Origin of the sequence: Prochlorococcus sp. MIT 1307 (assembly GCF_034092395.1) — a bacterium.
Classification (GTDB): domain Bacteria; phylum Cyanobacteriota; class Cyanobacteriia; order PCC-6307; family Cyanobiaceae; genus AG-363-K07.
The window spans coordinates 1,030,442-1,052,699 of record NZ_CP139301.1 but is presented as its reverse complement, the minus strand read 5'-3'; the positions used below and the strand labels follow the sequence as shown (position 1 = coordinate 1,052,699).

Below are 22,258 nucleotides of genomic sequence, written 5' to 3'. Positions count from 1 at the left end.
TGATATATCTGAATTTATACCTGAATATCATTTAAAGCAGCTTCAAGTGCCTCTTTCCTAGTTGCTAACACTCCTTCAATACCAAATTTAGCAAGACGATCTCTGACATTCCCACTTATTCCTGCTCCAGCAACATAAGCTTTTCGCTCATTTGCTTTCGCTTCTTCAACCATTTCTTCGATTGCCAAAGTAGCTGTTACTCCTAAACGTGGTACATCAGTGATATCAAGAATCAGCACCTTGTAATTTCTAACGAGCATCATTCTTTCGCTAATACCTTTTGCGGCCCCAAAGCTCATAGGTCCACGAAGCCTGAAAAGCATTACCTCACCTGAGCACTTATCTAGCAGTGTTTGCTCTTCGAAGGGTAGAGGTAACTCGCTAAAATCATCTCCTGTGGAATCTCTGAGAGGGTTATCTGCTTCCATTCCTTGTAATTGTGTTTGAGTTATAGAGTCAATTGTCAGCATATTTGCAACAAATACACCTACTAAAACAGCAGAGATAAGATCCCAGAAAACTGTCATTAATAGCACTCCATACATTACTGCTGCGGTTTTTAAGGAAAGACGATGCGCTCTTTTCAGAAAACCCCAGTCAATAATGTCAAGACCAACTTTTATAAGAATTCCTGCCAACAAAGCCTTTGGAATTTCTGCAGCCAATGATCCTGCACCTAGCAAAACTATTAGCAAAACTATTGAATGAACCATTCCAGATATTGGCGTACTTCCACCAGACTTCACATTTATCACTGTTCTCATTGTTGCTCCTGCTCCAGGGAGCCCACTAAATAGGCCTGCGACACTATTACCAATTCCTTGACCTATCAGCTCTCTATCAGAGTTATGACGTGTTTGTGAGATATTGTCTGCTACTAGTGATGTGAGAAGGGAATCAATTGCACCAAGGACTGCTAAAACAAGTCCTGCTTGAATTATTACAGGAAAATTATCTTGAAGATTAGGTAAAGAGAAGGATAGACCTCCTTCAGGGATAGTTCCAATCCGAGGTAAAGGATTCACTCCCTTTTCGATTAGAGATGAATCATTAAAAATCCAAACTGACAAAGGAGTAACTATTAATAATGCTAGAAGAGGAGAAGGTATCCATTGACTGATCTTTCTTGGTGTAAGAAAAACTATTGCAAGAGTCATTATTGAAACTGATATTGCGGCTCCATTTGGTTCAAAATTCTCAACTAATCTTTTTAAAGACTCGAGTACTCCTCCACCTGTAGTTATCCCTAAAAGAGGACCTAATTGAATTGTGATAATAATTACTCCTATTCCTGACATGAAGCCAGATACAACTGAATAAGGAACAAGAGTGATGTACTTACCGAGTTTCAGCAAACCAAAAAGAATTTGAAATAGCCCCCCAATAACGACTGCAGCCATAACCATTGGTAATATTTCGCCTGCTCCAAGCTCAGGATTTACCCCTATTGCAGTAAGGCTTGCAATTACTCCAGCCACCGTGACACTCATTGGCCCCGTGGGACCACTGACTTGGGCCGGTGTTCCTCCAAATAATGCAGCTAGAAAACCGACCACGACTGCCCCGTAGAGGCCATAAATTGCCCCTCCATCGCCAAGAGCAGCCTCTCCAAAGGCAAGGGCCAGAGGTAAAGCCACTACTGCCGCTGTTAGACCTCCTAAGACATCACCACGTACATTTTTTATGTGAAATCCATTGATCAAAGCTGCCACTCTTGCTTCCCTCCAATACTAAATTTATTGAATCGAGCCTATCTGGAAGAGGGTGATCTGCTCAAGTAGGTCAATCATCAAACGTAAGGATATTTTTTGGAGAACAGTCTTTGAGAATAAGAATTAACGATTAATGGCTTGCTAAGTAATTGATTTTCCTACTGCTTACCGTAATTCTTTTTTACCATTCATTGAGGGGGGGGAGGTTATGCGTTCGGACTTCCCTCCATTAGGAATGTTCTTAGTTCAACCTTGAACTGAGAACATACAATTCTGGGCAATTCATCCCAAGGGAATTCATGGCAGCTAGTGGTTACCGTGATTATTTCAAGGTTCTTGGGGTTGAGCGAAATGCTAATACTGATTCTATTAAGCGGGCTTTTAGGAAGTTGGCCAGGAAATATCATCCTGATGTGAATCCTGGCAATTCAGAGGCTGAATCCAAATTTAAGGAAATCAGTGAAGCTTATGAAGTACTTTCTGATCCAGATAAACGGCGTAGATATGAACAGTTCGGCCAGTATTGGAATCAAACCAATGGTATGGCGGGGAACAGACCCGGAGGAGCGGGGTTTGATGCTGATTTTGGTAGTTATGGCAATTTTGATGATTTTGTAAATGATCTTTTAGGAAGATTTGGAGGCTCGAGAGGGGGAGGATCTGGGTTCCCAGGAGGGTTCCCAGGAGGGGTCCCAGGAGGGTTCCCAGTGGGTTCTGGATTCCCTAGAAGTACTTCAAGGCCTCCAATAAATCTTGATGCTGAAGCTACTTTGAAGGTCACTTTTTCTGAGGCCTTTAATGGCACAGAACGTACTCTTTCTGTAAATGACGAAAAGGTTAGTGTTCTGATCCCTAAGGGGATAAAGTCTGGTTCCAGGCTTCGTTTAAAAGGTAAAGGGAATATTCAGCCAGGTACTGGCAGGCGAGGAGACCTCTATTTGAATCTGGTGGTTCAATCGCACACTATTTGGCGGTTGGATGGAGATCTATTGAGAGGAGAACTCCCGGTTGCTTTTGATGAGCTTGCTTTAGGTGCTGTAGTAAAAGTGATGACACCTGACGGTGAAGCTCAAGTCAACATTCCTGCGGGTACATCTCCTGGTAGGAGTTTGAGACTGAAAAGAAAAGGGTGGCCTATTAATGGCGATCGAGGGGATTTAATATTGACCCTGATTTTGGATTTTCCTGATCAATGGTCGGTTGAAGAGCTCAAATTCATTAAGGAGCTTCAACAGGTCCGTTGCAATGACCCCCGTAAATCTTGGCTCAAGTCAGCATGCATATAAGCTCGGATTTACCATGATTACGATGCTTCTTTGGGCCCTATGGATTTAACTTATCGGCCTCGAAGGCTGCGCAGGACTTCTTCACTGAGAGGAATGGTGCAAGAGCACAGCCTCAAAGCAGCTGATTTTATTTATCCATTGTTTGTGCATGAGGGTGCGAATGTGGAGCCAATTACGGCGATGCCTGGCGCAAATCGCTGGGACCTGGATGGATTAATTGCAGAAGTCGAAAGAGCTTGGAAACTTGGGATTAGATGTGTTGTACTTTTTCCCAAGGTTGATGAATCTCTTAAAACTGAAGATGCTGCAGAGTGTTTTAATCCAAATGGGTTGATTCCCAGGGCTATTCAACGGTTGAAACAAGAGCTGCCAGAAATGACAGTGATGACTGATGTTGCTCTAGATCCTTATTCATGTGATGGCCACGATGGAATAGTTAGTTCTGAGGGAGTGGTTTTAAATGATGAGACTATTGAATATCTATGTCGTCAAGCAGTAGTGCAGGCTAATGCTGGTGCTGATTTAATCGGACCTAGTGACATGATGGATGGTCGTGTAGGCGCTATTCGTGAAGCCCTTGACGATGAGGGATTTGAGCATGTTGGGATCATTAGCTACACAGCAAAATATTCTTCTGCCTATTACGGCCCCTTTCGTGAAGCTTTGGATTCAGCCCCTCGAGCAGCATCTGCAAAGCCTATTCCAAAAGACAAGAGCACATATCAAATGGATCCAGCTAATGCACGAGAAGCTATTACGGAAGCCCAACTTGACGAGCAAGAAGGAGCAGACATTCTAATGGTTAAGCCAGGACTTTCCTATTTGGATATTATTTATCGATTAAGGCAAGAATCTGAGTTACCTATTGCGGCCTATAACGTTAGTGGAGAGTATGCAATGGTGAAAGCTGCGGCAGAGAGGGGGTGGATAGATGAAAAGGCAGTAGTACTAGAAACTTTGCTGAGCTTCAAAAGGGCCGGGGCTGACTTGATCCTTACATATCACGCTTGTGAAGCGGCAGAGTGGCTACAAGAGAGATGAAATTATTGTTAGGGTTTAGATAAGTCAATTTTCCTTGGTTTTACAGCAGATATGAATAAATTAGATATCTTGAAAAAGGACTTTTTTATTTAAAATAATGTTAGACGAAGTTCTTAAAAACACTAATTTTAATGTCCAAAGACTAGGGCATATAGCGATTCGAGTTAAGGATATCGAACGTGCTAAGAGTTTTTATATGAGTCTTGGTATGAAGCTGATTTGGGATGATAAGGATTGGTGTTATTTGGAAGTTGGTTCTAGTAAAGATGGCTTAGCTCTATTGGGTCCAGAATATAAAGCAGCTGGGCCTCATTTTGCCTTTCACTTCACTGACAAAACTGAAGTAGAAGATATTCACAGACACTTGTCTAAGAAAGGAAGATATGTAGGTCCATTGCATGACCATAGAGACGGGACAGCCTCTTTCTATTTAAAAGATTCTGAGGATAACTGGTTAGAGATGCTTTATCACCCTCCTGAAGGAATCCCAACAAACCAGCAAAAGGCAATGAATTTCTTGGAATGAGTTCTTCAGGAACTGGCTCTCATATGTCAGATACTGAGAAAGCGCTAAAGGACACTCTGGAGTTATTAGAGTGGCCAAGACTTTGTGAATACCTTTCAAAATTTGCCAGCACTTCTCAGGGTTGCCGTGAATGCAAAAGACTTTCTTTGCCATTGGATGTGAGTGCTAGTCGGCAGCGTTTGGCTGAAACAATGGAAATAGGTGCTTTAGATGAACTTATTGAAGGAGGCCTCAGTTTTCAGGGAATTCATGATTTAGAAGATACCTTGTTTCATTGCTTCAAAGGTGGAGTTGTTTCTGGAGAGCAATTGCTGGAAGTTGCGGAGACTCTTTCATCAGCTCGCCGTTTACGCCGTCAAATTGATGACCCACAGGTTCGCCCGGTTTTGACGACATTGCTTGTTGACTTAGCTACTTTGCCAGAGTTAGAAAAGCTTTTGAAGTTTGGGCTTGAAGAAGGGGGACGTGTTGCTGATCGGGCGAGTGAAAGGCTGAGAGACCTTCGCCAAAAGTGTCAACGCCTGCGCTTAGATCGACGTGCAGTTTTGCATGAGCTCCTACGAAGGAATGCTCCTATTTTTCAAGATACTGCGATCGGAGATCGTAGTGGGAGACCTGTTTTGGCGCTAAAAGTGGGGGCAACAGATAAGCTCGCAGGTATTGTTTATGGCAACTCGGCATCCGGTAACACTGTTTTTATAGAACCTCATGCGGTCATCCCTTTGGGAAACAAAATCGCTTCAATTGAGACGGAAATCTGTAATGAGGAGCATCGATTATTAACTAGTTGGAGTAAAGAAGTTGGTGAGAACTTTTCTTCTTTAGAGCACCTTGGCAAGGTTATGTTGCAAATGGACTTAGCTCTAGCACGGACTCGCTTTGGGAAATGGATAGGTGGGGTTCCTCCAACGTTGTATGAAGAATTTGACTCGCCTTTCATGTTTAGGGATCTTCGACATCCCCTACTTGTTTGTCAGCAGCTTAACTCTCAAGGACCAGTTGTCGTCCCAGTAAGTCTTGAAGTTGGGAGTACTGTGAGAGTGGTCGCTATTACTGGTCCCAATACTGGCGGTAAAACGGTCACGCTTAAGAGTGTTGGCTTGGCAGTATTGATGGCACGCTCTGGACTCTTGTTGCCATGTGTTGAGAGTCCTTCTTTGCCTTGGTGTAGCCAAGTGTTGGCAGATATAGGTGATGAGCAATCGCTTCAACAGAATTTGTCAACTTTTAGTAGTCATATTACTCGTATTGGCCGAATTCTTCAGGCAGTTGAGGATGTAGAGGGTCCATCTTTGGTCCTCCTGGATGAAGTTGGAGCAGGTACAGATCCAAGCGAGGGCACGGCCTTGGCAATTGCGTTATTGCGCAACTTTGCTGATAAGGCAAGATTGACTATTGCAACTACACATTTAGGAGGACTTAAGTCTCTTAAATATAGTGATTCCCGCTTCGAGAATGCTTCTGTTGGGTTTAACAGTGAGACGATTCAACCTACGTATCGCTTGCAATGGGGAATTCCTGGTAGGAGTAATGCCCTTGATATTGCTAGAAGGCTAGGGCTTGATTCTGTTGTGGTTAAGAATGCTGAAGACTTGATGGGCCCAAAGGGGTTAGAGGATGTCGATAATGTCATTAGAGGCTTAGAAGAGCAAAGACAGCGACAGCAAATTGCAGCTGAGGAGGCGGCCGCTTTGCTGGCCCGTACTGAATTACTTCATGATCAGTTAATTAGTCAATGGCAAAAGCAATGCCTGCAGTCTGAAGAAATGCAAGAGTTTGGACGTAAAAAAGTTGAAAACTCTATTCGCAAGGGACAGAAAGAGGTCCGTAGTTTAATTCGTCGTTTGCGTGATGTGGGTGCTGATGGTGAAACTGCTAGACGGGTCGGTCAAAGGTTGCGCCAGTTAGAGAATGACTACCAGCCAGCGATTATTAGTGGCAATAGTCAGGATTGGGCACCGCAAGTTGGGGATCAAGTTAGGTTGCTTGCTTTAGGTAAAGCTGGCGAGGTAATAGCTATTTCAGATGACGGATTACAGCTGACAATTCTTTGTGGTGTTTTTCGAAGCACCGTCTGTTTGGCTGATGTGGAAAGTCTTGATGGGCGCAAGCCTAGGGATGTAAAAACAGTAGTGAATGTTAAACCTTTGAGTGCATCCGGCCCTAACCCCTCTGTGCGTACTTCCCGAAACACTTTGGATGTGCGTGGCTTGCGTGTACATGAAGCGGAAGTTGTGGTTGAGCAATATTTACGGACTAACTTTGGCCCTCTGTGGATCATCCATGGAATTGGAACTGGAAAGTTAAAAAGGGGTTTGCGGCAATGGCTTGAGAGTCTGCCTTATGTAGAGCGAGTTGCTGATGCTGAACAGCGTGATGGTGGGACAGGTTGCAGTGTTGTTTGGTGTAAGTGAATTTTTTTGGTCATTGGGTTCTGTTGACTAATTATTATTTCAAAAATAGAGATTGCCTCTGTTGGCGAGTTTTGGAATTTCTCTCATTCTTAAATTTTCCCTTGAAGTGGGGGAGTTAAAGATGATGATATTTTGTCAGTTCCGTTAACTTGTTGCGTTTGTTCTCCAGTATCAGAATTTTCCACATTTCAACTAGGTGAAAGAAGTAGGTGTTGCTACATACCTAAAATGAAATCAGAAATTAATTTTCTTAGAAACTGGCTAACGTTATGTATTTCCAGACGTGTTCCAGATAATTTTTGCTTCTTGAAAACCCTTGGCATGACCAGAAGAAAATGCAGTTCATAGATCAAGCACGCATAACTGTAAAAGCTGGCCGCGGTGGAGATGGGATAGTGACCTTTCGGCGTGAGAAGTACGTACCTGCTGGAGGTCCGGCTGGAGGCGATGGGGGACAAGGGGGGCAAGTTGTACTTCAAGCTGATGCAAACCTGCAGACACTTTTGGACTTCCAATTCAAGAGATTATTTCTTGCGGAGGATGGGCGGCGAGGAGGACCAAATAAATGTACGGGAGCTTCAGGTAAGGATTTAGTCATTAAGGTCCCCTGTGGTACTGAAGTAAGACATCTCACCACAGGGATCATTTTTGGGGACTTGCTAGAAGCTGGGCAACGCCTTGTGATTGCCTTTGGAGGGAGAGGTGGCCTTGGTAATGCTCATTTCTTGAGTAATCGCAATCGTGCGCCTGAACATTGCACTGAAGGGAGAGAAGGAGAGCAATGGCTACTGCAGTTGGAGTTGAAGTTATTGGCGGAGGTTGGAATTATTGGGTTGCCAAATGCTGGTAAAAGTACTTTGATTGCAGTTCTTTCGGCTGCTCGCCCAAAGATTGCTGACTACCCTTTTACAACATTAATTCCAAATCTTGGAGTCGTGCGAAGGCCAAGTGGGGATGGTACTGTCTTCGCTGACATCCCAGGTTTGATTTCAGGAGCTGCGCAAGGGGCTGGTTTAGGGCATGATTTTCTTCGGCATATAGAGCGCACACGACTTCTTATACATTTGATTGATGGAGCGTCTGATGACCCGGTGAATGATTTAAAAGTTGTTGAGAAGGAACTGGCTGATTATGGACGTGGGTTGCTTGGTCGCCCCAGGTTGTTAGTGATCAACAAAAGAGAGCTTTTGGATCAAGAGTGGGAGAACTATTTAGTTGAGGCGGTTCATAAGGCAACTAATCAAAAGGTGATATGTATTTCAGCAGCTACTGGGAAAGGTTTGGATATTTTATTAGAAGAGGTGTGGAGAGAACTTGGGAAATGATATGTGTGAGTTTAAACTTCTACTTGTTTAGTTTTAAATAATTAGTCATAAATAAGGGGCAGTTAATTGATTTATGACTTTCTACAGTTGTTTTGATGGCCACGGGAAGGTTATTGCTCGTTGTCAGACCTCTCAAGACATTGAAGTTCTTAAACGCATGGGACGACCTATTGCAGAAGTTCGTGAGATGAAGCACGAGGAATCAGTTGTGTGCTCTCTCACAAGCAGTCCTTCAGATTTCAATATGGATTATTGAGCTTTATTATTTGTTTTCATTAAAAAACAAGAAGCGGTTTGTGTAGCGGCTTCTTGTTTTTTAATGATTTGTGTGAAATTAATCAGTCGTCGTAAACGAGGCACTCAGGCTCATCAGGATTTGCATCACAGAACAATTCCAGAGCATTTGGATCATGTTTGTCGCCGGGATGGTGATCCTTGTACTCCTGCAGAGAAGTTAGTTCTTCAGTTAGGTGACGCACCTTGGCATTGTCGCCATGGGCCTTAGCGGATTGGATCTCTGATTGATCCTTCTGAATGTGTTCGTCGATAGATTTCATAAAGGGCTGGGCCTACACCGGCCTAGGTCGACAAGCACACCATACGGCCTTCGTGCAGTTGTGCCATGGGTTATTTCGTTACTTGGTTTGCGTTACAACACCATTGCCAAGAATACGGAGCGGTGGCTATCAGCTAAGTATGAGCTAGAGGCTGATTTAATGGCGCACATCCGAGAAAGGCACGGCCGCCACTTCGTTGATGATTGGGGAAATATGTTTTGGATTAATGGCCCGGAAGCTTTTTGTTATCTTTCTGAGCAGCGACAATGGCGAAAAGGACTCACTTTTTTACAAATAATCGAGTGGAAGCAGTGTGCACCTTCTGGATTGGTTAGTCAGCGATTTGGATCAATTGTTGATGCATGCGAAGCGTTTGAAACCAATCGCATTACTTGGTCTCATGATTCTTATTTGCATCGTATAGGTGAGCAGATGGCAAGGCATCGATCACTTAAAAATTATCGGCCAACTTATATGAAAAAGCTTGAGGCAGAAGGAGCACCTGTTAGAAGGCCGCCATGGATTGATTCGTCCGATTCACTGTGCATTGCATTTGCAGGTCCTCGGTGTATTTGGCCTGACCCAGTAAAAAGATGTTCCCCTGAGCCCTTGAGGAAAAAATACTTGAATCCTGCTTGTCAAAGCTTTAAGGCTCCAGCTCGCTGAGTTCTAGCCATCGATCTTCTGCATTCCTAAGCTTTTCGACACATTCGGCAAGCTTTTGGCTGAGCTCAGTTAAGTTTCCTTTCTTTTTAACAAGCTCCTTCTCTAAAGATATTTTTTGTGCTTCTAGTAGTAATAGATCATGATTTAGTTTTTCGAGTTCTTTTGATTCTTTAAAGCTGCGTCTCCGAACTGTCTGCGCCTCTTGTGTTGCTCTTGAAGCTTCTTGCGAGAACGATTCTATAACTGCATTCTTTGTGTTTCTTGTTGATTGCTTTAGCCTCAAATATTTGCTGCTTTGAGATTCTATTTCAAGTCTTTTTTCCGTATATTGTTTGTTCTTCAGAAAAGCACTGTAATTGCCCTCAAATTTATTGATTAGGCCTTTTTCAAAGCTAAAGATTTTATCTATGGTGCGATCTAGGAAATAGCGATCATGGGATACAACTATTACGCAACCATGGAAATCTTCTAAGAAGTCTTCAAGAACACTGAGAGTCTGTATATCTAGATCATTTGTTGGCTCATCTAGTAAAAGAACATTTGGAGCCTGGATGAGTATTCGACAAAGCGTAAGTCTTCTCTTCTCTCCTCCCGAGAGTCGTTTCAAAGGGCTGTGTTGCTGCGCAGGAGGAAATAGGAATCTTTCTAGTAATTGAGATGCTGTGACTTTCTCATTCCCTAGGTCGATCCATGATGCAGCTTCTTCTACAAAATCTATGACCTTTCTCTCTAGACCTTTGCCGCTTAATAAATCATCAGTCTGTTGATCAAGGTATCCAAGATTGACTGTTTCCCCAAGACGTATTTCCCCTCTAGTGGGAAGTTTTCGACGAGCAATTAGATCAAGAAGTGTGGACTTCCCACTTCCATTCAGGCCGATAATCCCTACACGATCTTCAGGGCTGAAGCTATAGGAGAAATTGTCAAAAAGTAATTTCCCATTATTTGTTACTTGTAAGTCTTTGGCTTCAATTACAAGTTTTCCTATTCGTTTATTAAGGGTAGATATTTGTAAAGAATGATTGATTGGTTTTGATGAATTTGAGCGCATTTTTTCAATTCTTTGTATCCGAGCCTTTTGTTTGGTGCTTCTTGCTTTTGCTCCTTGTCTTAACCAAGCCAATTCTCTTCTTAAAACACCTTTTAACTTTGCTTCTGATGATGCTTCTGACTTTGCCTCTTGAGTTTTTTGTTTAAGGAAGTTGCTGTAGTTTCCTTCGTAATTGCGTGCTTTACCTTTATTGACTTCGATCATGCGGTTAGTAACTTGATCAAGAACGTAGCGGTCATGGGTAACAAGTATTAATGCCCCATGAAATTGCTTTAGCCAATCTTGTAGCCATTCCACGGCCGAGGCATCTAGATGGTTTGTTGGTTCGTCTAAAAGCAGTACATCAGGCTTTGCTACTAAAGCGGATGCGAGCTTGACTCTTTTTTGATATCCACCTGAAAGTTCTTTGGCTGGGCGAGAAAGGTTACTAATTCCAAGATGATGAAGTACTTCTTTGCATTGTTGCTCCAGACTCCAGACTTCAGCATTATCCATTTGCTCACTAACTCGACTCAGGTCGTTGAGAAGGGAGGAGTCTGTTGGCCTTTGGGCAACTTCTTCGCTGAGTTGATTGAAACGAATTAGCAAATCTCTTTTTTCACCACAATTTGCTAGAACTTCTTCAATAACTGTCCGATTATTGTGAATAGTGCTTTCTTGGTTAACTAGCTCTAATTTGATTCCCGACTTGTATCTTCGCTCTCCATCGCCAAGTGGCTCGTCCCCGGCAAGAATTTTTAGAAGTGTTGATTTGCCAGCTCCATTTGGTCCGATCAACCCAAGTCTCTCTCCTTCTTTAATGTGAAGGGTGAAATTATTAAATAGACTATGAATTCCAAAGTCTTTAGATGCTCCAATTAAACTAATTAGGTTCACAAACTTTTTGCAATATGTTGATTATCTAGATAGGCAAAGACACTTTTGTCTCCTACATCAGCTGCTGCATCCATTCCAAACTTGCGAATTGCAAGTATTAACAATAAAAAGGCAGAACAGCTTAGTAATGCCATAACTATTTCTCCACTTATCAGGGTTGTTAAATGTCCGATAAGAGCTATTGGAACTAATAGTGTTAGGCCTATTGCTTCTAATCTCCGGAAACAGAAAAATTCTTTGAAACCTAAGCCTGTTAGGGCGGCGAACAAAGGACCTATGGCTAAAGTCCAGATTGGATCTTCAGCAAGGCTAGTAAGTAAGTTTGCGCCGCCTAGTGTTAGTAAAAGGATGGCAATTCCTATACACCCTGTAGCCCAGAGAATTTGAAGAGTTTTGTGTAGTGGACGCAGATATATATGGATCCACTTCAGTGCAAGACCAAGGCCAATTGCAATGGGAAATAACCATAGCCAGGCCAAAGATGGCCCGATAAAAAGCCAATGTCCTATCCCTGCACAAAACGCTATACCGCAAAGAAGCACAGAGATTCGATATCGTTGGACTTCAATTTGATCGGTTTTGGTAATTTTGTAATTTCCGTACAACCCTTGAAATTCAGGTTCTTCAAGACTTTTGTTTTCAGGCATAAAAGTTGAAGATTGGTCTTTTTTCACAGGTCTGGAACTTTGCTATTTACCATTTTGATCAGATTTGGACCTGCTGGGACAATGTTGCTTGGTCTTAACGGAAATAGGGCACCGAAGTAGTCATTGCGCCAGGCAGAGGAGTCACAGGTCTTTTGGACTGATGGTAGTGCAAGAAATTGTTGTCTCCAGCGCCAAAGATTTGGGAATGACCAAAGTGGCTCTTGACTGCATCCAAACAAGGGTTGATAGACCATCTCCCAGCGAATCAGAGTTGGGAATAGCCTTACATCTGCAAGGGTAATTTTACGGCCACAAAGCCATGGTCCTTTATTGGAAAGACTTTTTTCTACTTCCTTGAGGCCTTGGAAGAGTTCCTTGCATGCTTTGTCATAAGCAGATTGGTTTCGAGCAAAACCACAACGATAAACTCCATCATTGACTGAGCTTTGCAAAAGGTTTTGCCAATTTTTGATGTCCTGTTGAAGCTCTTTAGGAGATAGATCTAGAGAGTTAGTAGTAGTTGGCCATTGATTCAATACTTCGATTAGTTGAGTGCTTTCGTTTCCAAGCAGTTTGGGACTGTCGTTAGCTGTTGCGCCAGGATCGATAAGTGCAGGGACTGTGGCTCTGTGATTAGGAGGTTCCCCACATTTTTGGTAAAGGCTTAGAAGAGAATCACATCCCAGCCATGAAGGTTCAATTTGCCAGCGACCCCTCTTTTTATCAGGATTTGCAATCAATATATTTAGGTTGCTCTGCAGGTTACGCAACTCATATACCAGCCAGGTGCGATGTGCCCATGGACAGCTTCGTCCAATTATGAGGTGCGGAAGCTCGTCTTGTGATCGACCAGCTAGATCATTGTGCTTTGGTATTACTGCGTTTTGATGTTGGCTTGGGGGCCGTTGATAATTTCCAAAACGATCAGCAGGCGCCAACCCGTTCATCAATTGATTCCATTGCCATTTCCAACCCATTCGAGCTGTGGCAACTGCAATTGGAGGAATTGACATTGAAAAGTTTCCTTTCTTCCTGTTTTCAGTCAGGCTGTAACTAGTTGTTGAATGTTGATGTCTGGGTCTCAGGTGCTTTTAATCGCAGGAACCCATGGGAATGAAATTAATGCTCCTTGGCTTTTGGATCAGTGGAAAAATTATCCTGGATTGATCAATAATAATGATTTAACGGTCTTAAAAATTATAGGTAATCCAGAAGCCCTCAAAGAGGGTAAGCGTTATATAAATTGTGACCTTAATCGTTGTTTTCGTAAGGAATTATTGAATGATAACTCTAATAAGGATTATGAAGTTGTTCGTGCAAGAGAAATTATCAAAACTTTTGGGCCGAAGGGGTCGAATCCATCTCAAATAACTATTGATTTACATAGCACTACTTCATCAATGGGAAGTAGCATTGTCGTTTATGGAAGAAGATTTCCAGATTTAGCCTTTGCATCTTTAGTGCAATCAAGATTAGGCCTGCCTATATACCTGCATGAGGGTGATAACACTCAGCAAGGCTTTTTGGTTGAGTCATGGCCCTGTGGCTTGGTAATTGAAATTGGCCCTGTTCCACAGGGTGTACTTCATCCAAAAATTATTGATCAGTCTCGATTAGCGATAGAAATTTGCTTTGAAGAATTAGCCAAATTGAACAAAGGATTAGCTTGCTTCCCTGAAAAAATTGTAATTCATCGTCATATAAGAAGCATTGACTTTCCCCGTGCAGAGAATAAAAGAATATTGGGCGTTGTCCACCCTGAGAGACAAGGTGCAGACTGGAAGCCTTTAAGTAAAGGATCACCTTTATTTATGAAACTAGATGGAAATATCGAGACTTTCGAAGAGAATGAACCTTTAGTACCAGTATTTATCAATGAGGCTGCTTATGCAGAGAAAAATATTGCAATGAGCCTAACCAAAAGAGAAGTTTGGAATGTTTTGGATGATTGGAAGTATGAATTATTAAATCTAATATGTCTTGGAACTAATTAGTTATCTATAGAGCCGAGCTGATTATATTTAACGTGCCAGGCCATGCCTCTTTCTTGTTTTGATTGATTGTTACTTAGTACTTGTTATTTTCATTAAGAGATATTAGCAGGCAGGCATTGATGAATTATTTTGTTAAAGCAACTCATCTCTTATTCGTCGAGCTTGATGAATAGCAATGACTTCGGGATGTTTTGTTTGGCATATGCATGCGATTAAATCTTCCCTCCTTTACTTAAGATGCCTTAAGTTGAAATCTCTTCTGCTCGATGCTTTGCATCTTTAAAGGAATGACCTTTTCTATAAGCTTTCTTGTGCTTAGTCATTGAATAAGCAAAAACTCTAACACTAGAAAAATTTCCTTTTGGAATCTTAAACTAATTACTTCTTTTAGTGGGCTTCTTTGATGTGCATTAGTTTGTTCCATTTTCGATTTTAACGAGTTTTCTACAATGTCTTTTTGATTGGATGAGCTTTCAATCTCTTTATTTTTGAAGTCTCATATAGAAAAGGGTCCGCAGGTTAGGGCAAGTGAATCATTCGGTTGATTGCTATGGAGGTTTTTTTTATGGTGAGTTCTTATCTTGTAGTGAGAATTAGTTTTTCATGGGAAGCACTTTTGGGAAGTTGTTTAGGGTAAGTACCTTCGGGGAGTCTCATGGAGGGGGGGTAGGAGTGATCTTGGATGGATGTCCTCCTAGGTTGGAATTAGATCGTCAAAAGATTCAGGCTGACTTAGATAGGCGCAAACCGGGGCAAAGCAAAATAACTACACCTCGCAAAGAAGCCGATCAAGTTGAGATTCTTAGCGGATTGGTTGGGAATATGACTCTTGGGACACCTATTGCTCTTGTTGTTAGGAATAAAGATCATCGACCTGATGATTACAAGGAGATGAAGGTGGCGTTTCGGCCTTCCCATGCAGATGCTACTTATCAAGCTAAATATGGAATTCAAGCACCAAGTGGAGGAGGTAGAGCCTCTGCACGAGAAACGATTGGACGTGTTGCGGCAGGTGCGATTGCTAAGCAACTTTTATGTAAGGTAAATGGTACAGAAGTTTTGGCGTGGGTTAAGCGTATTCACAATATTGAGGCGAATATAGATTTAGACCACGTCAATTTGGCTGATGTTGAGTCAAATATTGTGCGTTGTCCTGATCAAGAGATGGCCAATTTGATGGTCCAACGTATCGACGAAATAAGTCAAGAGGGCGATTCTTGTGGTGGTGTTATTGAATGTTTGGTTCGTAATGCACCATTAGGTCTAGGCATGCCAGTTTTTGACAAATTGGAGGCTGATCTAGCAAAGGCTTTGATGTCTTTGCCAGCTACTAAGGGGTTTGAAGTGGGATCAGGTTTTGATGGGACTCTCTTAAAAGGGAGTGAGCACAATGATGCTTTCCTTCCTTCAAAGGATGGTCGGCTTAAAACAGCGACTAATAATTCTGGAGGCATCCAAGGTGGTATTAGCAACGGCGAAGATATTGTTGTTAGGGTTGCTTTTAAGCCAACCGCTACTATCCGCAAAGAACAGCAAACCATTGATACGGAAGGTAATTCAACGGTTCTTGCCGCTAAGGGACGCCATGATCCATGCGTTTTGCCTAGGGCAGTTCCAATGGTAGAGGCAATGGTTGCGCTTGTACTCGCCGATCACGTTCTCAGACAAACGGGTCAATGCAACCTTTGGTAAGACGTGTGGATTTAAAATTAAATAATTTTTTGGTTGCAGTGGAGTAAAAAGATTTTCAGCTTTCGTGCTGATATGTCGATAGGTTTTAGGCCCTGTCTGATATGTATCTTGTCATCACTATGTCGACTCAGTGTAGTGATTGCTTTGACTCTCGCGATCCTTTAACCATTTTTGCAAAAGAGGATCAATCTGATGATTTTGGATTAGCCCTCTGCCTAGAGCAATTGCTCCATAACCTTCTTTCAACCATGGATTGACGTCATCAACTGTTAATCCGCCAGCAGCAATGATGAATGGTAAAGAGCGAATAGGAGCTTTTAAATGATTTATGTATTTGACACCCAGCGTTGATGCTGGAAAAAGTTTAATTAGTTGACATCCAAAACATTTGGCTTGATGGATTTCTGTAGGGGAAAATACACCTGGGACTAAAAGTTGTTTTAATTTTCTGGCTTTTAACTGCATTGTGGGATTCCAGATAGGAGTCATTGCATAGTCAAGTCCTAATTCTAGGATTGAATCCAAGGCATGAGAATTTGTTATTGAGGCTGCTCCTAGCGAAATATCAGTAAAGCTTGTCTTTAACACTTGCATTAGACATATCCAGCTTGGATGTTGCGACCAAGCTATTTCTATATGCTTGACCCCTGCCCACTGAAGTTGTTCTATTAAAGAAAATAGAGGGTTATTCAAATAGGGCTCTCTAAAATCTATTTCTTCTGGACGAAGGACTACTGCTAGAGGCTGGAATTGCAAAGAAGCAATGAATGCTTCTTGTTGATCCTGCCATGCGGAGTAGTGATATGTATCAGACGTATTCTGCAACTCGGACGTCGCGAAGTATTAGGAGATCTTGTAGTTCTTCTGAGTCAACTGTTTCTTTTTCGACAAGCATTTCTGCTAATTCATCAAGTACAGCACGGTTGTCTACTAGAACTTTTGTAGCTCGCTTATAGGCTACATCAACCAACTCAGATACTTCAGAATCTATTGTCGCAGCTGTATCTTCTGAGAAGTCTCGCTCCGCAGCAATGTCGCGACCAAGAAACATGCCACCTTGTGATCTTCCTAAAGCGACAGGACCTAATTTGTCACTCATCCCAAATCTAGTAATCATTTGTCGAGCGACTTGGGCTACTTGTTTGAGGTCGTTTGAGGCGCCAGTTGTGACTTCGTCTTCACCAAAAACAATTTCTTCGGCTACTCGTCCCCCAAGTGCTACAGCCATTTGGTTTTGTAAGTATGACCTTGAATAGAGTCCGGATTCCATTCTTTCTTCGCTGGGAGTGAAGAAAGTGAGTCCCCCTGCTTGACCTCTGGGAATAATCGAAATTTTCTGAACAGGATCATAATCTGGCATTAGAGCACCTACTAATGCATGTCCTGATTCGTGATATGCAACAAGCCTTTTACGCCTTTCGCTCATAACACGATCTTTCTTTTCTGGTCCTGCCATCACCCGTTCGATTGCATCGCTAACTTCGTCGTTGCTGACTTCAGTTAATTCACGCCTGGCTGCCAAAATCGCAGCTTCATTAAGCAAGTTGGCTAGATCAGCTCCTGTAAAACCAGGTGTTCTACGTGCCACTTTATCAAGATCAACATCTTTTGAGAGTGTTTTGTCGCGAGCATGAACTTTGAGTATTTGTAGTCGGCCGGAATAGTCAGGTCTGTCTACTACAACTTGACGATCGAATCTGCCTGGTCGCATGAGTGCCGCGTCAAGTACATCAGGTCTGTTGGTGGCAGCAACAATAATGATGCCTGAATTACCTTCAAACCCATCCATTTCAGTGAGGAGTTGGTTCAGGGTTTGTTCCCTTTCGTCATTGCCGCCACCTAGACCTGCACCACGTTGACGACCGACAGCATCGATTTCATCAATAAAAACTATGCAGGGAGCATTTTTTTTTGCTTGCTCAAAAAGATCACGTACCCTGCTCGCACCAACACCCACAAACATTTCAACAAATTCGGAGCCAGATATTGAAAAGAAAGGTACTGCTGCTTCTCCAGCAACTGCCTTTGCAAGGAGAGTTTTACCAGTACCAGGAGGGCCGACAAGAAGTACTCCTTTAGGTATCTTTGCACCAACAGCAGTGAAACGATCAGGGTTTTTGAGGAAATCAACTACTTCAGTAAGTTCTAGTTTGGCCCCTTCTATTCCAGCGACATCTCCAAACGTAACTTGAGTAGATGGCTCCATTTGCAAACGAGCTTTACTCTTCCCAAAATTCATTGCGGGGTTGCCTCCACCTCCATTGCCTTGTGCCCTACGGAACAGAAAAAACAGACCTCCTAGTAGCAAAATGGGAAAAAGCAGACTGCTGGCTGCTTGTTGCCATGGACTGGGTTGGCGGGTTGGTTGAACAGCGATATCAACATTATTTTCAGTCAAAAGTTTTAATAGATCTTTGTCAGGGGCGAGATTCACTACTGCACGACCACCATCACTTTCTATGACTTGAGCAGTTCCTTTGTCTGGTGATAGAAGTACACGGCTTACTTGATTGTCTTGAACTGCTTCTACGAAATCGCTATAGCGAAGTGAGCGTGTAGCAGTAGCAGGATCTGGCCGATCGAAAAAAGCGGTGCCAACAATGATTACAAATATCACTATGAGCACGTAGAGCCCAACGTTGCGTAAGCGTTTGTTCAAGGTTCTTTTCTCTCTAATGAAAGGATGTTAATAGGATTAATTGCGGTTATGTGGTTCGAAGGACTTCTACCACGCTACGAAAAGCAAACCATTCTGGAATTTCTTCTCCACTGCGAAGCATTTTGCGGAACTGTGTCCCGCTGAGTTTTTTGACATGTAGACCACGTGCTTCAGCATGTTCAGCTGTGACATAGCCTTCTTCTTCTGTAAAAACAAGATTTAAGGAGGGAACTGTTTCCATTGCTAGTTCGGGAGCACATTCTCTGGCGAAGTTTTGAGCTTCATATGCATCGTAGAAATCCTCACCAGTTAAATGGGACTTACAACCAGCCATATCACGACCAATTATGAAATGTGTGCATCCATAGTTTCTTCTGATGATCATGTGTTGTAGAGCTTCTCGAGGACCTGCCATATGCATTGCATATGGCAGGTAAGCCCATTTGATACGTGGATTATTTACTTCTGAAGCTAGTCGCTCATAAGTTTGAAAGCGAATCGTCCCTGGGATGTCATCGTGTTGGGTTGGCCCACAAGTGGGATGTACTAAAACGACAGCGTTCTTACTCACATTGTTTGCATTTAATGCTCTTGTAAAAAGCTCGTAATGTGCACGATGAATAGGGTTTCGACATTGAAAAGCAACTACGTCTTCCCCAGCAGGCAATTGACTTCTTACTTCTGCTGGTGTTTTGCAAGGAAATATTCGCTTGGGTAGTTCTAGACCTTGTAGTTTTCCTCCTAAGTAGAAGCGTTTTCGTTCAGTTGCAATCATTCGAACAGCTGGATGTTCTAGTGAGGTTGTCCCATAACAGCCTTTTGCTTCAACTACTTTGTCTGGTTCCCATTTGTCATCTATGTCCATTACAGCCAAAGATTGGCCTTTATAGTTCAGAAGTACCTGATCTCCTATCTTCAAATCATCGCGATCAGTATCCATGACAACTGGGAGTCCAAATAAATATCCAGAAGTTGTTCTATGTCCTTTAACAACCGCTTGGTAATCAGCCTGATGCATGAATCCACGCTCAGGAGAAAATCCACCAGAAATAAGTAATTCAATATCGCAAGCATTTCTGTCAGAGCATTCCAATGTTTTGGTAATGCTTTTTTTGATTATTTCTTTTTGGTCCTTCGGGACCATTAGATCTACCAGGGTTCCTCCATATGGAGCGATGACTCCTGCTTTCTTTGCAGAGGGTGATTGGCTGGTGATCATTACAAGCCTGAGGGTTCCGAGAAATTCTCCCAGATCAATGGCCATAATTCCTAAAAATTGGCTAGTAAAATTCTTTCAATAAAAAAAGGGCCCTTGGGCCCTTTTTTTATTGAATTCTGTTCAGTTAGGTTTGAACAGAGATAGTGATAAGCAATTTGATTAGGCTTTGCGGCCATACAGATTGCCAGTCAGCTTCACATCTACTGGTTCTTTCGATCCCAGATCATTATCTGAAGGCTGTATAGCCTCGAAAGTGCCAGCAAATTCATTTCCAGCCACACTGCCTATTGAAAGGGTTATTTGGCCATCCCCACCTAGATCTTGTTTGATGTTTTCTTTGGCAAGCTCTTCATCATCACCACCTAAGGCAACGAGACCCTGCGCATAATCAACACCAGTGTCCTTAGCGCGACTCTTGGGATCAAGGAAGTCACCAGTACGGTAGCTAGGAATGGATGTTGTTCCAGTGAACTCTTCTCCAGGAGCTATGGACTTGCCTCCACCTGCGACCATATCTTTAACAGAGAAGGCTAAAGGAAACTCTTCTCCATTAGGAGCAAGAACTGTAATTAATGAGAAATCAATGCCACCTTTTGCAGTGAACTTTCCGCCGGATAGGTCACCGTAGACCTGGTCAACGCTGCTGTTAAAGCGGGGGCTGATAATTTTTGCAGGGACAAATTCAGCTGATTGGCGCTTGTTGGATGCAACCTTCACAAATATCTTTGTTGGTTGTAAACAGAGTTCTTTAAAACTTCCATCAGCGCTGATGGAACCTGAAGACCCAGCAGGAAGGGTTCTGCAAACTCCGTTTTGCCCTGAACTAACGGACTTGCCAAACTGGGCATTACCCCGTTCGCGACCTTGTACGAACGCGGCAGAAACACTGTTTGGGGCAGCTGCAAAGGTAAGACAGAAAGCTAGCACCAAGGCCAGCAAAGGACGAAATCGCATGAGAAGAAGCCGAAAGGCCAGATGACTGCGGTATAAACCGCCCAATGAATCAGTTGGGATACTACAGGGGGCAAATGCTCCTAAAGGCCAGCCTTTTGCAGCTCTCAACAACCTGTCGCTTCTTTAAATAGTATGAATGCCTTCTTTTACTTCGAAACTCCTTTGATACCAATGCTTTTTCGTTTTTAGGCGCAAGCTATAAAGAGATAAAACTTTATTAATTTTTTTTGGAAAAATTTGGCTTTAACCCGATTAAGGCATCGAGCAATTGATGCGCTAAGGCCAATTTTGAGGTTACAAGCATGGGTTTTACCATCCCTTCAGGTCCCAAAAGGATCCCTCCATTGGCATTTTCTTCAAAGCCTTGACCAATTCGATCAATGGGATTTGCCATTAGAAGATCGCAACCTTTGCTTTGCATTTTTTTTCTACCAAGTTGTTCAAGTTCTATGTCGTTACCAGTTAGTGCGGCAAATCCAAGTATTGCCTGATCTTTTGGCCGTCCACTGGCTATCTCAGCGAGGAGATCAGGAACCACTTCAAACTCCTGGCTTATAGAAGCCAATAAAGCTTCTTTGCTGATCTTCTTGGATATTGGGCCTCCTTTTTTCCTTAAATCTGTCACTGCAGCTGCCATGGCAATTGCGTCTGCAGATGGTTGTAATTTTGTCAGTGTTGTTTGCATTTCTATAGAGCTTTTTACAGGGTGAGTCTTTAACCCCTCTAACCAGCTGTGGGGTAGTTGCAGTGGACCATGAATTAAATCAACCTCTGCCCCTCTACACTTTGCGGCTTGAGCAAGCATTACACCCATCAGCCCGCTACTTCGATTAGTCATTTGCCTTGCGGGATCCAATGCTTCGATAGTTGGCCCTGATGTGACAAGCAATCTTTTCCCTCGCCAATCACTTTTAAGTACCTCGTCTTTACTTTTATTCACTAGGCAATGAGCTATTGAGAGCTGAATAAATTCTGGATCAACCATCCGACCGTCCCCTAAGCGGTCACAGGCCAATAAACCCGAAGAAGGAGATAAGGCCATGACTTTAGGGTTGTCTTTAATTGCCGCCCAATTCTTCTGAACTGCTTTGTTTGCCCACATGCCCGTATTCATTGCAGGGGAAGCAATGACAGGACATTCACAGGCCACTAGCAGACTTGCTAAAAGCCCATCCGCAAGTCCTTGACTCCAACGAGACAAAGAAGAAGCGCTTAGCGGTGCGATCACAACAATTTCAGCCCATTCTGCTAATGCGATATGTAAAGGCCTTGCTTCTTTTGAGCTCCATTGATCTTCATCTTGATAGCAACGATTTCTACTTAAGGTTGCAAGTGAAACTGGACTGACAAGGCGTGAAGCACTTGGAGTAACAACGCAACGAACTTCAGCGCCTGCTTTGATTAAGTTGCTTACAAGTATTGGGGTTTTTACTGCCGCGATACTTCCACAGGCCGCCACTAGGAGCCGCCTGCCCTTTAAGGGACTTATTTCCTCAATCATCATCGAATGTTCTTTGCACTATTAAACTTAAGAAATTAATTGTTAAATCAAGGGGGGTGTAGGACTAATCATTCCAAGCAATAAACCCTAAGAAGAATAATAGACAAAACATCGCTTTAGAAGAATGAGTATTACCTC

Annotated in this window: 19 protein-coding genes and 1 pseudogene; 9 read left to right on the top strand and 11 right to left on the bottom strand. The window is 42.8% G+C overall.

Annotated elements, in window-relative coordinates; genetic code table 11:
• Positions 1-14 precede the first annotated feature (14 nt).
• Complete coding sequence (locus tag SOI82_RS05470) at positions 15-1,712, bottom strand: SulP family inorganic anion transporter (RefSeq protein ID WP_320666464.1); 1,698 nt, start codon at positions 1,710-1,712, stop codon at positions 15-17.
• A gap of 299 nt (positions 1,713-2,011) precedes the next feature.
• On the opposite strand from SOI82_RS05470, the gene SOI82_RS05465 reads away from it, so the two are divergent.
• The 6 genes from SOI82_RS05465 (at position 2,012) to SOI82_RS05440 (ending at position 8,560) form a co-directional block, all read left to right on the top strand.
• Positions 2,012-2,998, top strand: a complete 987-nt coding sequence (locus SOI82_RS05465; protein ID WP_320666463.1) for a J domain-containing protein — start codon at positions 2,012-2,014, stop codon at positions 2,996-2,998.
• A gap of 39 nt (positions 2,999-3,037) precedes the next feature.
• Positions 3,038-4,039, top strand: coding sequence for a porphobilinogen synthase (gene hemB / locus SOI82_RS05460; protein ID WP_320666462.1), 1,002 nt, complete (start codon positions 3,038-3,040; stop codon positions 4,037-4,039).
• Positions 4,040-4,136: 97 nt separating this feature from the next.
• Positions 4,137-4,565 carry a VOC family protein gene (locus SOI82_RS05455; RefSeq protein ID WP_320666461.1) on the top strand — a complete coding sequence of 143 codons (429 nt, stop codon included), beginning with the start codon at positions 4,137-4,139 and terminating at the stop codon, positions 4,563-4,565.
• Positions 4,562-6,979 (top strand): endonuclease MutS2, encoded by a 2,418-nt coding sequence (locus SOI82_RS05450; protein ID WP_320666460.1) that lies wholly within the window; start codon positions 4,562-4,564, stop codon positions 6,977-6,979. Before SOI82_RS05455 ends, SOI82_RS05450 begins: the two co-directional genes overlap by 4 nt.
• A gap of 335 nt (positions 6,980-7,314) precedes the next feature.
• A complete protein-coding gene (gene obgE, locus SOI82_RS05445) occupies positions 7,315-8,304 on the top strand; it encodes a GTPase ObgE (protein ID WP_320668343.1) in 990 nt (329 codons plus the stop codon).
• Between the two features lie 73 nt (positions 8,305-8,377).
• On the top strand, positions 8,378-8,560 hold the full coding sequence (locus tag SOI82_RS05440; protein WP_320666459.1) for a hypothetical protein: 183 nt from the start codon (positions 8,378-8,380) through the stop codon (positions 8,558-8,560).
• A gap of 82 nt (positions 8,561-8,642) precedes the next feature.
• Here SOI82_RS05440 and SOI82_RS05435 read toward each other — a convergent pair whose 3' ends face one another.
• Positions 8,643-8,861 carry a CP12 domain-containing protein gene (locus SOI82_RS05435; protein ID WP_320666458.1) on the bottom strand — a complete coding sequence of 73 codons (219 nt, stop codon included), beginning with the start codon at positions 8,859-8,861 and terminating at the stop codon, positions 8,643-8,645.
• Between SOI82_RS05435 and SOI82_RS05430 the strand changes: the two genes are divergently transcribed.
• Positions 8,841-9,527 carry a hypothetical protein gene (locus SOI82_RS05430; RefSeq protein WP_320666457.1) on the top strand — a complete coding sequence of 229 codons (687 nt, stop codon included), beginning with the start codon at positions 8,841-8,843 and terminating at the stop codon, positions 9,525-9,527. The genes SOI82_RS05435 and SOI82_RS05430 overlap by 21 nt on opposite strands.
• Here SOI82_RS05430 and SOI82_RS05425 read toward each other — a convergent pair.
• From SOI82_RS05425 to SOI82_RS05415, 4 genes and pseudogenes are all read right to left on the bottom strand, one after another.
• Positions 9,508-10,782, bottom strand: a complete 1,275-nt coding sequence (locus tag SOI82_RS05425) for an ABC-F family ATP-binding cassette domain-containing protein (protein WP_414153526.1) — start codon at positions 10,780-10,782, stop codon at positions 9,508-9,510. The genes SOI82_RS05430 and SOI82_RS05425 overlap by 20 nt on opposite strands.
• Positions 10,783-10,905: 123 nt before the next feature.
• Positions 10,906-11,388 (bottom strand): annotated as a pseudogene (locus SOI82_RS10530) (ATP-binding cassette domain-containing protein); the annotation flags it as partial.
• A 62-nt stretch (positions 11,389-11,450) separates the two neighbouring features.
• The gene (locus SOI82_RS05420; RefSeq protein ID WP_320666455.1) at positions 11,451-12,101 is read right to left on the bottom strand and encodes a DUF2301 domain-containing membrane protein; all 651 of its coding nucleotides are present in this window, start codon (positions 12,099-12,101) and stop codon (positions 11,451-11,453) included.
• A 23-nt stretch (positions 12,102-12,124) separates the two neighbouring features.
• Positions 12,125-13,114, bottom strand: coding sequence for a glutathione S-transferase family protein (locus SOI82_RS05415; protein WP_320666454.1), 990 nt, complete (start codon positions 13,112-13,114; stop codon positions 12,125-12,127).
• Positions 13,115-13,171: 57 nt separating this feature from the next.
• Between SOI82_RS05415 and SOI82_RS05410 the strand changes: the two genes are divergently transcribed.
• A complete protein-coding gene (locus SOI82_RS05410; RefSeq protein ID WP_320666453.1) occupies positions 13,172-14,095 on the top strand; it encodes an aspartoacylase in 924 nt (307 codons plus the stop codon).
• A gap of 603 nt (positions 14,096-14,698) precedes the next feature.
• The gene (gene aroC / locus SOI82_RS05405; protein WP_320666452.1) at positions 14,699-15,787 is read left to right on the top strand and encodes a chorismate synthase; all 1,089 of its coding nucleotides are present in this window, start codon (positions 14,699-14,701) and stop codon (positions 15,785-15,787) included.
• Between the two features lie 117 nt (positions 15,788-15,904).
• On the opposite strand, the gene SOI82_RS05400 is transcribed toward aroC, so the two are convergent.
• The 5 genes from SOI82_RS05400 to coaBC all read right to left on the bottom strand — a co-directional run bounded on the left by SOI82_RS05400 (position 15,905) and on the right by coaBC (position 22,123).
• A complete protein-coding gene (locus tag SOI82_RS05400; RefSeq protein ID WP_320666451.1) occupies positions 15,905-16,612 on the bottom strand; it encodes a bifunctional 4-hydroxy-2-oxoglutarate aldolase/2-dehydro-3-deoxy-phosphogluconate aldolase in 708 nt (235 codons plus the stop codon).
• Complete coding sequence (gene ftsH3 / locus SOI82_RS05395; RefSeq protein WP_320666450.1) at positions 16,596-18,446, bottom strand: ATP-dependent zinc metalloprotease FtsH3; 1,851 nt, start codon at positions 18,444-18,446, stop codon at positions 16,596-16,598. Before ftsH3 ends, SOI82_RS05400 begins: the two co-directional genes overlap by 17 nt.
• Positions 18,447-18,492: 46 nt before the next feature.
• A complete protein-coding gene (gene sat, locus SOI82_RS05390) occupies positions 18,493-19,665 on the bottom strand; it encodes a sulfate adenylyltransferase (RefSeq protein WP_320668342.1) in 1,173 nt (390 codons plus the stop codon).
• A gap of 159 nt (positions 19,666-19,824) precedes the next feature.
• Positions 19,825-20,619, bottom strand: coding sequence for a photosystem II manganese-stabilizing polypeptide (gene psbO / locus SOI82_RS05385; RefSeq protein ID WP_320668341.1), 795 nt, complete (start codon positions 20,617-20,619; stop codon positions 19,825-19,827).
• A gap of 217 nt (positions 20,620-20,836) precedes the next feature.
• Positions 20,837-22,123, bottom strand: coding sequence for a bifunctional phosphopantothenoylcysteine decarboxylase/phosphopantothenate--cysteine ligase CoaBC (gene coaBC / locus SOI82_RS05380; protein WP_320666449.1), 1,287 nt, complete (start codon positions 22,121-22,123; stop codon positions 20,837-20,839).
• Positions 22,124-22,258 lie beyond the last annotated feature (135 nt).

Bases quoted from the DNA above. Each gene is read 5' to 3' on its own strand.
- SOI82_RS05465 (WP_320666463.1), top strand. From the start codon at position 2,012: ATGGCAGCTAGTGGTTACCGTGATTATTTCAAGGTTCTTGGGGTTGAG.
- hemB (WP_320666462.1), top strand. From the start codon at position 3,038: ATGGATTTAACTTATCGGCCTCGAAGGCTGCGCAGGACTTCTTCACTG.
- SOI82_RS05455 (WP_320666461.1), top strand. From the start codon at position 4,137: ATGTTAGACGAAGTTCTTAAAAACACTAATTTTAATGTCCAAAGACTA.
- SOI82_RS05450 (WP_320666460.1), top strand. From the start codon at position 4,562: ATGAGTTCTTCAGGAACTGGCTCTCATATGTCAGATACTGAGAAAGCG.
- obgE (WP_320668343.1), top strand. From the start codon at position 7,315: ATGCAGTTCATAGATCAAGCACGCATAACTGTAAAAGCTGGCCGCGGT.
- SOI82_RS05440 (WP_320666459.1), top strand. From the start codon at position 8,378: ATGACTTTCTACAGTTGTTTTGATGGCCACGGGAAGGTTATTGCTCGT.
- SOI82_RS05435 (WP_320666458.1), bottom strand. From the start codon at position 8,861: ATGAAATCTATCGACGAACACATTCAGAAGGATCAATCAGAGATCCAA.
- SOI82_RS05425 (WP_414153526.1), bottom strand. From the start codon at position 10,782: ATGATCGAAGTCAATAAAGGTAAAGCACGCAATTACGAAGGAAACTAC.
- SOI82_RS05420 (WP_320666455.1), bottom strand. From the start codon at position 12,101: ATGCCTGAAAACAAAAGTCTTGAAGAACCTGAATTTCAAGGGTTGTAC.
- SOI82_RS05415 (WP_320666454.1), bottom strand. From the start codon at position 13,114: ATGTCAATTCCTCCAATTGCAGTTGCCACAGCTCGAATGGGTTGGAAA.
- SOI82_RS05410 (WP_320666453.1), top strand. From the start codon at position 13,172: ATGTCTGGGTCTCAGGTGCTTTTAATCGCAGGAACCCATGGGAATGAA.
- aroC (WP_320666452.1), top strand. From the start codon at position 14,699: ATGGGAAGCACTTTTGGGAAGTTGTTTAGGGTAAGTACCTTCGGGGAG.
- sat (WP_320668342.1), bottom strand. From the start codon at position 19,665: ATGATCACCAGCCAATCACCCTCTGCAAAGAAAGCAGGAGTCATCGCT.
- psbO (WP_320668341.1), bottom strand. From the start codon at position 20,619: ATGCGATTTCGTCCTTTGCTGGCCTTGGTGCTAGCTTTCTGTCTTACC.
- coaBC (WP_320666449.1), bottom strand. From the start codon at position 22,123: ATGATGATTGAGGAAATAAGTCCCTTAAAGGGCAGGCGGCTCCTAGTG.